The organism is Hoylesella timonensis 4401737 = DSM 22865 = JCM 15640 (assembly GCF_000455445.1).
In the GTDB taxonomy this organism is placed as follows: domain Bacteria; phylum Bacteroidota; class Bacteroidia; order Bacteroidales; family Bacteroidaceae; genus Prevotella; species Prevotella timonensis.
This window is the reverse complement of record NZ_HG417098.1, coordinates 71,298-84,620: the sequence shown is the minus strand read 5'-3', so window position 1 is coordinate 84,620 and position 13,323 is coordinate 71,298. Positions and strand designations below refer to the sequence as shown.

9 protein-coding genes are annotated in these 13,323 nt (G+C 42.8%); 1 reads left to right on the top strand and 8 read right to left on the bottom strand.

What is annotated here, in order from left to right; all coding sequences use genetic code 11:
- Nucleotides 1-82 precede the first annotated feature (82 nt).
- The 5 genes from BN35_RS09480 to BN35_RS09460 all read right to left on the bottom strand — a co-directional run bounded on the left by BN35_RS09480 (nucleotide 83) and on the right by BN35_RS09460 (nucleotide 5,461).
- Entirely contained in the window at nucleotides 83-826 is a 744-nt protein-coding gene (locus BN35_RS09480; protein ID WP_028901186.1) for a GDSL-type esterase/lipase family protein, read from the bottom strand.
- A 27-nt stretch (nucleotides 827-853) separates the two neighbouring features.
- Complete coding sequence (gene murQ / locus BN35_RS09475; RefSeq protein WP_025072566.1) at nucleotides 854-1,675, bottom strand: N-acetylmuramic acid 6-phosphate etherase; 822 nt, start codon at nucleotides 1,673-1,675, stop codon at nucleotides 854-856.
- A gap of 11 nt (nucleotides 1,676-1,686) precedes the next feature.
- Nucleotides 1,687-2,541 carry an acetate and sugar kinases/Hsc70/actin family protein gene (locus BN35_RS09470; RefSeq protein WP_025072567.1) on the bottom strand — a complete coding sequence of 285 codons (855 nt, stop codon included), beginning with the start codon at nucleotides 2,539-2,541 and terminating at the stop codon, nucleotides 1,687-1,689.
- A gap of 163 nt (nucleotides 2,542-2,704) precedes the next feature.
- Nucleotides 2,705-4,045, bottom strand: coding sequence for an MFS transporter (locus tag BN35_RS09465; RefSeq protein WP_028901185.1), 1,341 nt, complete (start codon nucleotides 4,043-4,045; stop codon nucleotides 2,705-2,707).
- A 6-nt stretch (nucleotides 4,046-4,051) separates the two neighbouring features.
- Nucleotides 4,052-5,461, bottom strand: coding sequence for a glycosyltransferase family 2 protein (locus tag BN35_RS09460; RefSeq protein ID WP_025072568.1), 1,410 nt, complete (start codon nucleotides 5,459-5,461; stop codon nucleotides 4,052-4,054).
- Between the two features lie 391 nt (nucleotides 5,462-5,852).
- On the opposite strand from BN35_RS09460, the gene BN35_RS09450 reads away from it, so the two are divergent.
- The gene (locus BN35_RS09450) at nucleotides 5,853-8,327 is read left to right on the top strand and encodes a bifunctional UDP-N-acetylmuramoyl-tripeptide:D-alanyl-D-alanine ligase/alanine racemase (protein WP_025072570.1); all 2,475 of its coding nucleotides are present in this window, start codon (nucleotides 5,853-5,855) and stop codon (nucleotides 8,325-8,327) included.
- Nucleotides 8,328-8,530: 203 nt separating this feature from the next.
- Here the strand turns inward: BN35_RS09450 and lipA are convergent, their stop codons facing one another.
- The 3 genes from lipA to BN35_RS09435 all read right to left on the bottom strand — a co-directional run bounded on the left by lipA (nucleotide 8,531) and on the right by BN35_RS09435 (nucleotide 13,175).
- Entirely contained in the window at nucleotides 8,531-9,424 is an 894-nt protein-coding gene (lipA, locus tag BN35_RS09445) for a lipoyl synthase (protein WP_025072571.1), read from the bottom strand.
- A 414-nt stretch (nucleotides 9,425-9,838) separates the two neighbouring features.
- Nucleotides 9,839-10,783 (bottom strand): OmpA family protein, encoded by a 945-nt coding sequence (locus BN35_RS09440; protein ID WP_025072572.1) that lies wholly within the window; start codon nucleotides 10,781-10,783, stop codon nucleotides 9,839-9,841.
- A gap of 10 nt (nucleotides 10,784-10,793) precedes the next feature.
- On the bottom strand, nucleotides 10,794-13,175 hold the full coding sequence (locus BN35_RS09435; protein WP_025072573.1) for an outer membrane beta-barrel protein: 2,382 nt from the start codon (nucleotides 13,173-13,175) through the stop codon (nucleotides 10,794-10,796).
- Nucleotides 13,176-13,323: the final 148 nt, after the last annotated feature.

The window sequence follows — 13,323 nt, the reverse complement described above, 5'->3', positions numbered from 1 at the left end:
GTCAAAAATTAGGACAAAAAGAGGAATTCTACGCTTGCTTTATGAGTCTGCATTGGGTGCGTTCGTATTCCACTTTTATACCTTATAGAAACTTTTTCAACAGTTGTGTCCATATCGCATACCCCTCTTCTGTGAGGTGCAAACCGTCGTAAGTGAGTTCTGCGCGCATGATAGCGGTATCGGTTTCGGTGAAGTAGGGGAACAGATTGATGTACGGAATGCCGTGTTCTGCGGTCCATACTTCTATCTTTGCATTGATTTCGGGTATTTGCGGAGTCTTTCCAATGAGCCGTTTCCATCTGCCCGTTGCTTCTCTTATAGGTAGCATGCTTTGCACATAGAGTTGTGTTTGGGGCGACTGAGTGCGAATGGCGGTGATGACTGTTTGTATCATGTGTACAATGCTATCGGTGCTGAGGTCGTGACTCACATCGTTGACTCCTACCAACAAGAATATTTTTGCAGGGTGGTAAGGCAAGATTTGATATAATCTGTCGTAGATACCCATGGCTATATCACCGCTAATGCCACGGTTCACAATATTGTTTTTGCCTAATCTTTGGCTCCAATCGCCACCTCCTTCGGTAAGACTGTTGCCCAACATCACAATGTCTGTGCATTGTATGCTTGGCTGATGGTCAAAGAGTTGCAGCCTTTCGTAATAATGCTCATGATATTTGTGAGGTGCGTTCAATATACTGTCGGTGACGGTTTGCGTTTGGGCAGTGCACTTCTTCTGTGCGTGGCATGCGGCTCTATCCATGGCGTGTACCTGTGTGACTGTTGCCACGAGGGCAACACAGAGTAATAAAAATATTTTTTTCATATCTGCAAATAGTAAGTTGAAGGATGATTACTGGTGCCGCTTTTGGGCTTCTTCCAATGCTTTTTCTACCGAACCGTGAAGAATCAGCAGGTTTTTGGCTTTACCGTAGTCCAAACCTAATAAGTCGACAAGCATACGAGTACCACGGTCAATGAGTTTTTGGTTGGTGAGTTGCATGTTCACCATCTTGTTTCCTTTTACACGTCCTAACTTAATCATCACTGCCGTGCTTATCATGTTCAGAATCATTTTCTGTCCTGTACCCGATTTCATGCGTGAACTTCCTGTAACGTATTCAGGTCCTACAATCATTTCTATGGCGATATCCGACTCGGCTGCCATTGGCGAGTCAGGATTGCTGGTGATACATGCCGTGAGGATACCATGTTCGCGTGCATCGCGCAAGGCGCCCACAACGTAAGGAGTCGTACCCGATGCGGCAATGCCTATGACGGTATCGTTGCTGTTAATATTGTGTTCTGCCAGCTCGTTCCACCCATGTTCATCGTTGTCTTCGGCATTTTCCACTGCATTGCGCAAAGCGGTGTCGCCTCCAGCAATGAGTCCAATGACTAATGTCTTGGGTACACCGAACGTTGGGGGTAGCTCAGAAGCATCTAAAACACCTAACCTGCCACTGGTACCTGCACCCATATAAAAGATGCGCCCACCTCGTTTCATGCGCGGAACAATTTGTTCTACCAGCTTGGCAACTTGTGGTATGGTTTTTTGTACCGCTATTGCCACTTTCTGATCTTCGGTGTTAATGTCGTTGAGTATCTCTGTAACTGACTTGTTCTCCAAGTCATTGTAAAGCGATGTCTCTTCCGTAATTTTCTGAAAGCTCATATTTCTACTGTTTAATGCGTTTCTGTGTGATATTGAATAAGCCCTTCTGTGGGACTTTTGCAAATCTTGCCGAGCTTCACACCGCACTTGTCAGCTGCTTCGGCAAGTTCGGGTTGATAGACCACAGCTATCGTACCAATGCAATTCATGGCATATTTCTCGTAGGAATATTGCATCACATTTCGTTCTATGAAATCTTGAAAAGCCCGGACAAGCAGCCGATGAATGCCTTCGTGTGTGCGGTTTTGCTCCAAAAAGACATTGAGACTTGCCAAATATCTACTGGGAAAAGGCTGACGATAGACTTTGTCAATGACCTCTGCCATGCTGGTGTTGAACTGGCAGAAGAACTTGTTTTTGAGTTCATCGTCCAATTGATTTTTAAGTAAGTCGCCCACCAATCGCTTTCCAAGATTGGCACCACTGCCCTCATCGCCCAAGATAAAACCCAAAGCAGGCACATTCGCCGTAATCGCTGTGCCGTCGAAGAAACACGAGTTTGAGCCTGTTCCAAGAATACAGGCAATGCCAGGCTGGTGTCCACATAGTCCACGAGCAGCTGCCAATAAGTCTGAATGTACCTCGATGCAGTCTTTTACCTTGATGCACTGCTGCAATGTTTGCGCCACGACTTGTGATTTTTCGGGTGTACACCCTGCTCCGTAGAAGTAAATGGCGTCAAATGGGGTGACTGGAAGATGTGGAAGCAAGGATGAGCGCAGCTCTGTTTCCATTTCCGAAGGTGTTTGAAAGAAAGGATTCATGCCCTTTGTGGCAATGGCATGTGTCTCTTTCCCATGTTGAATGATACGCCAATCGGTCTTGGTAGAGCCACTATCTGCAATAAGTAGTGTGGAAGGATTCATAGGATAGATGATGATTTATAATTTAATGTAAATACGTTTCTTATAGAGAGGATAGCCAATGTTACTGGTTGGCATACTCCAACACCGTATGTTTGGGATACAAACGTGCTATTTTCTGCATCAGCACAAATTTGATAGAGATGAGTTGAACCGTTTTTTCATCTTATGCTTCATTTTTATGAGTCTGCCTTCTACCGTATTCAGGGTCAACTTTAATCAGTAATGTAACCATGACCGTGGCTGCACAACAGGCAATGACTAACCAGAAGAAATGTTCGTAGCCTAACCACTCTTGCAGATAACCGGCAAACATGCCAGGAATCATCATGCTCAGTGCCATGAAGGCAGTGCAAATAGCATAGTGAGCGGTCTTAAATTCGCCTTCAGAGAAATACATCATGTATAGCATGTAGGCAGTGAAACCAAATCCGTAGCCAAACTGTTCTACAGCCACGCAAGCACTGATGACTATGATGTTGTGAGGAAGGAACATACTAAGGTACACAAAGGTAAAGCAGGGAAGCGTCATGCAGGCAGCCATGGGCCACAACGACTTCTTGAGTCCCCAGTTGGAAGCCGCAATGCCACCGATGATGCCACCAATGGTCAGTGCAATGACACCAATGGTTCCATAAACCAACCCCACCTCTTGGGTGCTCATAGCCAATCCTCCGTCAGCACTGTTATCTACTAAAAAGGGCACTGCCATTTTGAGTAAGAAGGCTTCGGGTAAGCGATACAGCAACATGAAGGTAATGGCTATCCACAGTCCGGGCTTCTTGAAATAGGTTGCAAAGGTGCGTCCGAACTCTGAAACGATGTCTTTAGCGTGGACACCTGTGGCACCTACTTTTCCTTTGTCCTGTTGAGGATAAGGAATAAAGAAGGTGTGATAAATGGTAATGATGGTGAACAAAACGCCTGTTATGCCCAAAGTAATCATCCACGACAACGGAATGTTGCCCGTGTGCAACTCTAAATATCCTGCTACGAACACCAAAACGCCTTGTCCGAAGATGGAGGCAAAGCGATAGAATGTACTCCTGATGCCGACAAAGAACGATTGCTGCGAAGGATTAAGTGCCAACATGTAGAATCCATCGGCAGCGATGTCGTGGGTTGCAGATGCAAAGGCGGTGATGATAAACAGCACTAACGTAAGCGTAAACATGCTCACAGGTGTGTTGCCCGAAGCGATGATGTCGGGTGAAGGATGTGGAAGGGTAAACGTCAGCAAAATGAAAGCCAAGCTCATGAGGGCTTGCATGATCACAATCCACCAACGTTTGGTGCGCAGAATGTCTACAAACGGACTCCACAGGGGTTTGATGACCCACGGCAGATACAACAAACTGGTAAACATTGCCATGTCGCCATTGGGCACACCCATCTTGGTGAACATGATAACCGATATGTTGTTAACGATAAAATAGGGGATGCCTTCGGCAAAATAGAGCGTGGGTATCCATGCCCAAGGACTGATGTTTTTGGTTAATTGTCTCATGATCGCTTATTCTTTGTGAAGGTTGATACGGGCTTGTAACTCCCATGTGCGGATACGATCTTTATAGAGATTGTTCGCATTCACACGTTCTATGCTGAGCGCAGCATCAGAGTTGCCACCCCAACGACGGCACAGATACAGCACATCGTAGATACGTCCTATCTGATAATGACGTGAAATGTTCAGTCCCATGGCGTAGTCTTCGCCATAACTCGTGTTGGGGAATCCAATTTGTCGTGCAATAGGGGTGTAGAAAGCACGTGGAGCACCGAGTCCATTGATACGCAATGCGTTGTTTCTTCCATTCTCTGGCGTCCACTCTCTGTGGTCAATCACGCCGGGAGGGAGCGTGTTCAGGTCGAAATCGGTCATGCGATAAGAGCCAATCACCATTGCACATTGTTGTTCGTAGAACGCATTGACAATTGTTTGTAAGGTGTTCTCGTCTTGATAAAGGTCGTCACTATCAAGTTGAACAGCAAACTTTCCACACTTTGGGTGGTGTATTCCGAGATTCCAACAGCCGCCTATTCCCAAATCGTTACGTTCTGGAACAATGTGTACCACACGTTCATCGTTCTTATACTGGTCTATCTTTTCGGTAGTACCATCCGTAGAATGGTTGTCTATCACAAGGATGTTGTACTTAAAATTGGCTTTTTGTGCCAGCACAGAACGTATGGCAGCTTCGATAGTAGTCTCCCTATTCTTCACAGGAATGATGACTGAAGCTTCGAATTCGAACGCATCATGAACAAAGTCTACTGTCTTGAAAGATGGTGTGAGGTATCCTCCAATCTCCTTGAGATGCTCAGTGCAGGCACTTTCCATTTCCTTTTGTCGGTCTTGGTTGCGTGGATCTACGTAGTCGAATTGTTTTTCACCACTTTTTCTGTTGTCCTCTTCTATTTCTGTGTACAAGTATTCGTTAGCGTGAACCAAGTCATAACGTTGACTTAATTTTAGTCTAAGGTCATATAAAGCTGCGTGTTGATAGGAATTCTTCATTCGTTGACAACTTTCTTTCAATGCTTTTGAATTGAAAAGTAAGACCGATCCAAAATCGAAATCATCACGTAAAGAGCCTTGTTGGTAGTCTATCACAGGCGCATTAACACACTTGTCGTCCTTTAATTGATAATGGTCGGCATAAACAAGTCCTGCTTTGGTGTCTTCGGCTATTTGCTGTAAGCGTTCTAAAGCCAAGTAATGCAGTTTTAACGGTGTGGACTTTGTGATGAGCAAGCAGTATTCGCTCTTCGTTTCCTTTGCAATTTGTTGAATGGTTGTGGTTTGATAAAGGCTGTCTTTCAATGCGTGAAGTGTTACGAATGCGCTGACATCTTCAAATGCCTTTTGCAGTTTCTTGTACTGACTTTCATCAATGTATGGTAAAAAGCAATCTATTTGTTTCATAACTTATAAATGTTTTTGTTGTTAAATGCTATTGATATTTTAAGAGGCATGTTCTTTCCACTTCCCAACTCGGTTTGTCGTTGTTTTCCTAAAATCAAGTCGACGAAAGAACTGTTGCAGGTAAGCGTGCTAAAGCTCACTGTTGATTGAGTAGACTCAACTTCAAAATGCAACTACATTTGCAAATTTAAGTAAAAAACGTCAATTGATGTTCTGTCTCTTAATTTTTTCTTTGTCTTCTTTTATCTTATATTGATATTCTTTGAACTGTTTATCTTTCAAATCCTTAAAGTTATTCTTTTGGGGAATGTATTCTTTATTGTTATTTGTATCATTTCTTTTGGAAGGATACAGAAAAAGATTACCTTTGCAATGGAAAATCAAGAAAGATATGATTTATAATATTGAAGAGGTGATAACGCAAATAGGGGCACAGCGTTATGGTTCTAATAGTGCCAAAATAGGTTTCTTATTGACAGACAGTCGTTCACTGTGTTTCCCAGAAGAGACGCTGTTCTTTGCTTTGAAGACAGACAGGAACGATGGACATCATTATATACCAGAACTCTATCGACGAGGCGTTAGAAACTTTGTGGTATCATCCGTCCCCGTGGATTATGAACATCTGTATCCTGAAGCCAACTTTCTAAGGGTGCTAAATCCTTGCAAGGCTTTACAAAGATTGGCAAAATGTCATCGTGAGGAGTTTCATATTCCCATTGTGGGTATTACAGGCTCGAATGGCAAGACAATGGTGAAGGAATGGTTGTATCAATTACTTTCTCCGCAGTTTTTCGTTACTCGTTCCCCTCGGAGTTATAATTCGCAGGTAGGTGTGGCTTTGTCTGTGTGGTTGCTGAGTGAGGAGACGCAGGTTGGAATCTTTGAAGCAGGGATTAGTGAGCCAGGAGAAATGGCGGCATTGCAGCACATGATTCAGCCTACCATTGCTGTGTTGACAAACATTGGCGATGCACATCAAGAAAATTTTGCGTCCATGGAAGATAAATGCAGGGAGAAGATAATTCTCTTAAAGGATGCAGAAATTTTGGTTTATCCTGCTGATGACCCTATTATTCAAAAGGTTGTCAACGATTCCGATTTACGAGGAAAGAAGTTGGCATGGTCGATGAGCGATAAAAGTGCGCCTTTCTACATCAAGACTGTGGAAAAGAAAGCAACGATGACAACCATCACTTATGTGTACCATGAACGCGAGGATTGGTTTTCTATACCGTTTATTGATGAGGCTTCTGTAGCGGATGCCATCGAATGTGCCGTGGTAGCGTTAGAAATGGGGATGTCCATGAGTGCCCTGGATGAACGAATGCAGCAGTTGGAGCCAGTCGCCATGCGACTTGAAGTAAAGGAAGGTCAGCACGGATGTACGTTGATAAACGACTCCTATAATTCGGATATCAACTCTTTGGACATTGCTTTGGACTTTATGAACCGTCGTCCAGATCAGCAAAATCGCAGCCGGACATTAATCATTAGCGACATAGATCAGAGCGGACGTCAACCATCGGAGTTATATAAAGAGGTGTCCAACTTGGCTGTCAAGCGGGGCGTGTCTCAATTGATTGGTATTGGAAAGCAGCTTTCTGCTAATCGGAATTTGATTGAAACGCCAAAGAAATTCTTCTTCCCTACGGTAGAAGCTTTTGAAAAGAGCGAAGTGTTTGCGCAACTCCATGACGAAGTAATCTTGTTAAAAGGGGCACGTAGATTTAATTTTGACCAACTCACCGAGAGACTGGAGCGGAAGGTTCATGAAACTATCTTGGAAGTAAATCTGAATGCCATTGTCGACAATCTGAATTATTACCGCTCTTTGCTCAAGCATGGTACAAAACTCGTGTGTATGATTAAAGCAGATGCCTACGGAGCTGGTGCAGTGGAAGTAGCCAAGACCTTGCAAGACCATCGTGTGGACTATTTAGCGGTGGCAGTTGCCGATGAGGGTGTAACGCTTCGCAAGAATGGCATCACTGCTAACATCATGGTGATGAATCCCGAGATGAGTTCTTTCAAGATGCTTTTCGATTATGACTTAGAGCCAGAAGTGTATTCTTTTAGATTATTGGACGCCCTCGTAAAAGCTGCTGAGAAAGAAGGCATTACAGACTATCCTGTGCATATCAAGTTGGATACGGGTATGCATCGTTTGGGATTTGACCCTCAAAAAGACATGCAGACATTGATTTCTCGGTTGAAACATCAAAATGCAATCATTCCACGTTCTGTCTTTTCACATTTTGTGGGGTCGGATAGTGATGACTTTGATTCGTTCTCCGCACAACAATTTGCTTTGTTTGATGAAGGTAGCAAGCTTTTGCAAGCTGCATTCACCCATAAAATTATTCGTCACATGGATAATTCTGCGGGAATTGAACACTTCCCAGAACGCCAATTAGATATGTGTAGATTAGGTTTGGGATTGTATGGTATCAATCCAAGAACCAACCAAGTGATTCATCAAGTGAGTACTTTAAGGACAACTATCCTTCAAAAACGTGAAGTGAAAGCTGGCGATACGGTGGGCTATAGTCGAAAGGGAACGATAGCGCATGATAGTGTTATCGCCGCCATTCCCATAGGTTATGCGGATGGACTGAATCGTAGATTAGGAAACAGGCATGGCTATTGTTTGGTCAATGGGCAGCGTGCTCCCTATGTGGGCAATATTTGTATGGATGTAGCATTGATTGATGCGACGGGTATTGACTGTAAAGAAGGAGACAGAGTTGAGATATTCGGTGAACATCTGCCCGTCACGGTGTTGTCAGACATTCTTGAGACCATTCCTTATGAGGTACTCACGAGCGTTAGTAACCGCGTGAAACGAGTGTATTATCACGACTAATCTGGCATCACTTGGTGACATTTGTTCAAGAATACATTGTGCGCAAATATGGTGGGAAACATCTTGAAGGCATTCAGTCACAAGGATGCTTCTCATTTCATTTTACACTTTGCGGAATATGTTTTGAGACTTTGTCATGTTACGGTAGATAGACAAGCCATTTAACAATCCAAGGGAATCGCATTTGTGGACTTATTTCACAACTAACTTCCCGTCTTTGCTCTTTTTCTTAACATCATTCTGACATACGACTCCTCTGCCATATAGGAAGAACGTACCAATGGCGCACTTTCAACGTTGGCAAACCCCATCTCGAGTGCTTTTGCTTTGTATAAAGAGAAGATGTCAGGATGAACATATTCCTGTACATCCAATTGCTTGGGAGACGGTTGAAGGTACTGCCCAATGGTGAGCATACGGCATCCAGCAAGGTAAGCTTCGTGGATAGTCGTTAACACTTCGTCCTGTGTTTCGCCTAATCCCACCATGATGCCCGTCTTTGTCATTACGCCTGTTGCAGCGATTTCTTTCAGCACTTCCATACTGTTTTGGTAAGTGGCTCTGCTCCGTACTGAGGGAGTTAGTCGCTCAACGGTCTCAAGATTATGTGCAACAATATCGGGCTTTGCAGCCAACACCTTTTGTAACAGTTCTCCTCGGTAATCGGGTATCAATACTTCGATAATGGTGTCAGGGCACAGATTTCTTGTTTCGCTTATGGTCTTTGCCCATTGTGCAGCACCCTTGTCGGGCAGGTCATCACGATCCACCGATGTGATAACGGCATGTTTCAGATTCATTGCCTTAACGGCTCTTGCTATTTTTATGGGTTCTTGCTCATCTGGAGGTAATGGGTGTCCCGTCTGCGTTGCACAAAATCGGCATGCGCGAGTGCAACGATCGCCTAAAATCATGAAGGTAGCCGTCCCGTTCTTCCAGCAATGTCCTTTGTTCGGGCATTGTCCACTGGTACAAATGGTATGTAATCCTCCTTGCTCTATCGTTGATTCTACCAAACCATACCTTTCACCACCTTCTATTTTTGTATAAAGCCAGCGTGGTTTTCGTAGTTTTGGTTTGTTATGAACATCATTCATTGGTTAGTTATCTTTCAAGTTATTATAATGGTTAATAGGGCAAATTTACATAAAAACTTGTGATTATAGGGCCTTCTATCAAGATTTTTTTATCAATAAGATGAAACAACAGCATGTGTATGTGAGGGTAGTGTTCATGATGTCCTCATTCCTTTTGCGTAATCTTGAGGAAGAATAGGGCGCAATAAGTGTACATCCTGAAGCATAAAAAATAACCACTCGGGCTTTTTGCAATGGTATGGAAATCGATTTTTTGTACAAAGCTTCCCATGATGGGAAATCGATTGTTGCAAAAACCACGAGTGGTTATTTTTACAGTATGTGAAGGTTGAATTGCAAGTCGTTAAACATTTCAATTAAATGTCCATTCGGACGAACACTTCAACCTTTGGATTTCGTGAATAACACCAATGCTTATAGAGAGATGCAAAGCTCTACTCTACGCGCATAAGTTTTCATTTCCGACTTTTTATCAATGCCGTATGAAAGTGCAGAAATTTGGTTTGTATTTACGCCATGATTGACTAAATACGCCCTTACACTATTCATTCTCTGCATAGCCAAATCTTTATTAAAAGCTTTTGGTCCATCTTTGCTGGAGAATCCCGTTAACTCTACTTTTAAATTTCGATTGTTTTTCAATACATCTACTACCGCATCGAGTGTATGCTCGGCTTCTTTAGATAATTGATTAGACGAAATTTCAAAGAAAACCTGTCTTAAATTAGTGTCAAAAGGTGTCACCTTAACAGGATGAGTGGGTTCAACAAGCGCCTTTTCTTGACAGCATTGTTCTGTTGGATTATTCGCAGGAGCTCTCATGATGAGCGTATCCTTCTTGGCACGTAGCGCATTTTGCTGCTTTGCCATGGAGTCAACTTGCTGTCTAAGTGCAGGATCTTTCACCGTTTGACTTAAGAGTTCAATTTGTTTTTGCAGTTGATCAATCTGCTCTTGCAATTGTTGAGCATCTTGAGAATCTGTCGTGTCCAAGGAATTTGGCTGCAAGTTCTGTATTGGTAAATAAGGTTGATAACCCTGTATCTTTCCAACTTGAGGTTCGTACAAAGGAATGTATTCAACACGTCTCGAAGAGGAATTATACACAGGTGTCGTTTTTCCTGGGCTTATCCGATGATAATTTTGTTCTCTTTTCTGCTGACGCATATTCCTCATTGACCTATTTGTTTTTCTTTTTTCACTGGTAGATACTCTTCTTAGCACGTCCATCAATTCATCTCTATCAACGATGATGGTATCATCTGCAGCAGGTGCAACACTTACCACAGGTGTCGCATCTGCATACGTGATAGGGAGTGCAAGAAGAGCAAGTGCTACCAGATATTGTTTTTTCAGCATGTGTCTCAATTTAGAATGTGAATGAATACCCCACAGCTAACTGATTCTGCTTCGTCAAGCTACGTGCAGAATAATCAAAGAATACTTTTCCGCCTAACATTTCAGTGCTTACACCAAGGAGTAAGTTAGAGCCAAAGTGTGTGTCCTTACCGTGGAAAATACCAAGACCAAAGCCTGCATAAGGTTCAAACTTACCTAACGAGGCAATCTTGAAATTATAGATGATATTTGCAGAAATACCCATTCCGCTGTTGTCCGCCATGGCTGCATAGAGTTCTGGTACAAAGTCGAGGTTTGTTGATGCAATTTGCATGTAACCACGCACACCAATGTTCCAAGAAGTCAAGTCGCCAAAGCCTACTCCTGTGAAGATTCCGATGCGGTTAAGCTTCAAGCCTCTGTTAGCAGTTGGCTGATAAGCGCCAGAATTATAAGCTGTTGCAGGTGCCAATTCATTAGCAACGACGCCGCTACCGTCAGTAACAATAGTGGTTCCTACAGCGTTATTTCTTTGGCTAATCACCTTATTTAATTTCTCGTTCATGATACGGAGTTCTCTTTTGAGTTGCTCTGTTTCATTATTCTGAACGGGAGCAATTCTTTGCTGAGGAGCTACAGAGCGATAAGACTCCTGTGGCTGTGCATAATTTACGTCATAGTCGTAATCGTAATCATAGTTATAATTACGTGCGTCATTTCTTGCTTCTCTTGCAATACGGTTAACCAATTCGTTGAGCTGACTACGTGTCATCTTCACATTGTTACCCTTGCTTTCGCCAAGTTCGTTCACTAATTTCCGCTTGATAGCCATTTCGTCATTTTCAATGTTTTCAAGTTCTTGCTGGTGACGAGTTTTCAGGCGTGCGATTTCAGTTACTCGAATGGTATCGTTAGCTTTCAATGCGTTTTCTAAGTCTTTGTCCAATTTGTTAATGCGCTTCTCGTAGTCAGCCTTGAGCTTATTTACGCGCTCATCGTACTGAGCCATTTGCTGATCATAGTTCGATATCTTTTCGTTATAATCCGCAATCTGGCTATCGTATTCGTCAATTCTTTCATCATAGCGTGATCTCAAATCGTTCAGTTCTTCGTTAGAAGCTTCGCGCTGTGCATCTAAGCGACGATTTACGTATTTATTATATTTCTTTTCGCCATCGGCAGCCAATCCGAGGTTGATTCTCAAACCTGCATTGTACAGCATGCTAGTGTTGATATGATCAGGGCTTTGAATATTCTCTTCTTTGACTCCCTTTTCAGAGGTGAACATAGCATTGGCGGTACCAAAGAGTGCAACGTACTTGCTGATTGGAATTTCAATACCAGCACCTCCAAATACAAATGGAGAACTTTCGGCTGTGGTGTTGCCTTTCTCATCGGCATACTTATCACCAACCTTCATATAACCTCCACCTAACTGTAAGTAAGGGTTAATGCCTCTTGGGAAGTTAAGGCGAGTGATGATGTTACCACCATACAATGCCAAATTCTTAGAGAAAGAAAGTGAAAGTTTGTCAGCCTCTTTGTTAGCCTGATAGTAGAATCCACGGATACCTACCAATGAAGACAAGTCAAAACCAGCGCTACCACCCATGAGATAGGTGTCAGTCATGGGCATATCTTTGTCAAAATCAAGATAAGCTACTGCAGGTTCAACCACAAACTTCAGCCCTTTGAGACCACCTGAGAACATATTGCGATATTCTCTACTGATGGCATCTTTGGAATCTTCAGTTCTACCACCCAAATAAAAGTCAAGTGTTGCACCAGCCGTCCAATTATATAGGTGGTTGCCACCGTCAGATTTATCATACTCTGGTCTCATTAAGTAGCTACCTTTGCTGGCATTGAACATGGTATTCTTTGCTTCAAGTGAGAGGACTGCACGAGGACTGAGGTTAAACTTAGCACCTACACCGAGCGAAGCAAAGAGCTGTTCATCTTTCATAGGTACATCTGTCATCAGCGCATCATTGGTATAAGAGTTGTACTTCATTTGTTGAACTCCACCACCTGCTGTAAGATATGGCGCAAAATAGCTATTTTTCCAAAGATTCAATTTGATTTCACCTCCGTACTTAATTAAATCCATCTTGGTATCTCTGATATTATTCGCCCATCCTTCGTCTGTAAGCCAATTTTGTCTGCGTACTTTTGCATTGGTGTCATTGCCACGCAGATAGAATGCGTGCAACTCAAAAAGCGGTCCGAAACAGAAGCCTAATTTACCACCATAAAGCGGCATGTTATCAATAGAAAGATCCTTGTCCCACCAAATGTATTCTGCAGAGGGAGATACGATAAACGACACGTCATTCACTTGTGCCGTTGATTTGAGACTTCCCAGTAGTAAAATGCCTACTAAGGAAAAGATTCTCGTCATAATTTTTTTCATTACTGAATGTTTTATGTTAATAATTAAAAAAGAATTCATGTAAAAAACGCTTTGGTCATTGTGTTTATGCATAACTTTTATTTACTTGTTTCGTAGACGTTATGCCGTTAAAACCAAAGTTGTACATTGAAATTCATCTTATAAATTC

Bases quoted from the DNA above. Each gene is read 5' to 3' on its own strand.
- BN35_RS09435 (WP_025072573.1), bottom strand. From the start codon at position 13,175: ATGAAAAAAATTATGACGAGAATCTTTTCCTTAGTAGGCATTTTACTA.
- BN35_RS09460 (WP_025072568.1), bottom strand. From the start codon at position 5,461: ATGAAACAAATAGATTGCTTTTTACCATACATTGATGAAAGTCAGTAC.
- BN35_RS09480 (WP_028901186.1), bottom strand. From the start codon at position 826: ATGAAAAAAATATTTTTATTACTCTGTGTTGCCCTCGTGGCAACAGTC.
- BN35_RS09440 (WP_025072572.1), bottom strand. From the start codon at position 10,783: ATGCTGAAAAAACAATATCTGGTAGCACTTGCTCTTCTTGCACTCCCT.
- BN35_RS09450 (WP_025072570.1), top strand. From the start codon at position 5,853: ATGATTTATAATATTGAAGAGGTGATAACGCAAATAGGGGCACAGCGT.
- lipA (WP_025072571.1), bottom strand. From the start codon at position 9,424: ATGAATGATGTTCATAACAAACCAAAACTACGAAAACCACGCTGGCTT.
- murQ (WP_025072566.1), bottom strand. From the start codon at position 1,675: ATGAGCTTTCAGAAAATTACGGAAGAGACATCGCTTTACAATGACTTG.
- BN35_RS09470 (WP_025072567.1), bottom strand. From the start codon at position 2,541: ATGAATCCTTCCACACTACTTATTGCAGATAGTGGCTCTACCAAGACC.
- BN35_RS09465 (WP_028901185.1), bottom strand. From the start codon at position 4,045: ATGAGACAATTAACCAAAAACATCAGTCCTTGGGCATGGATACCCACG.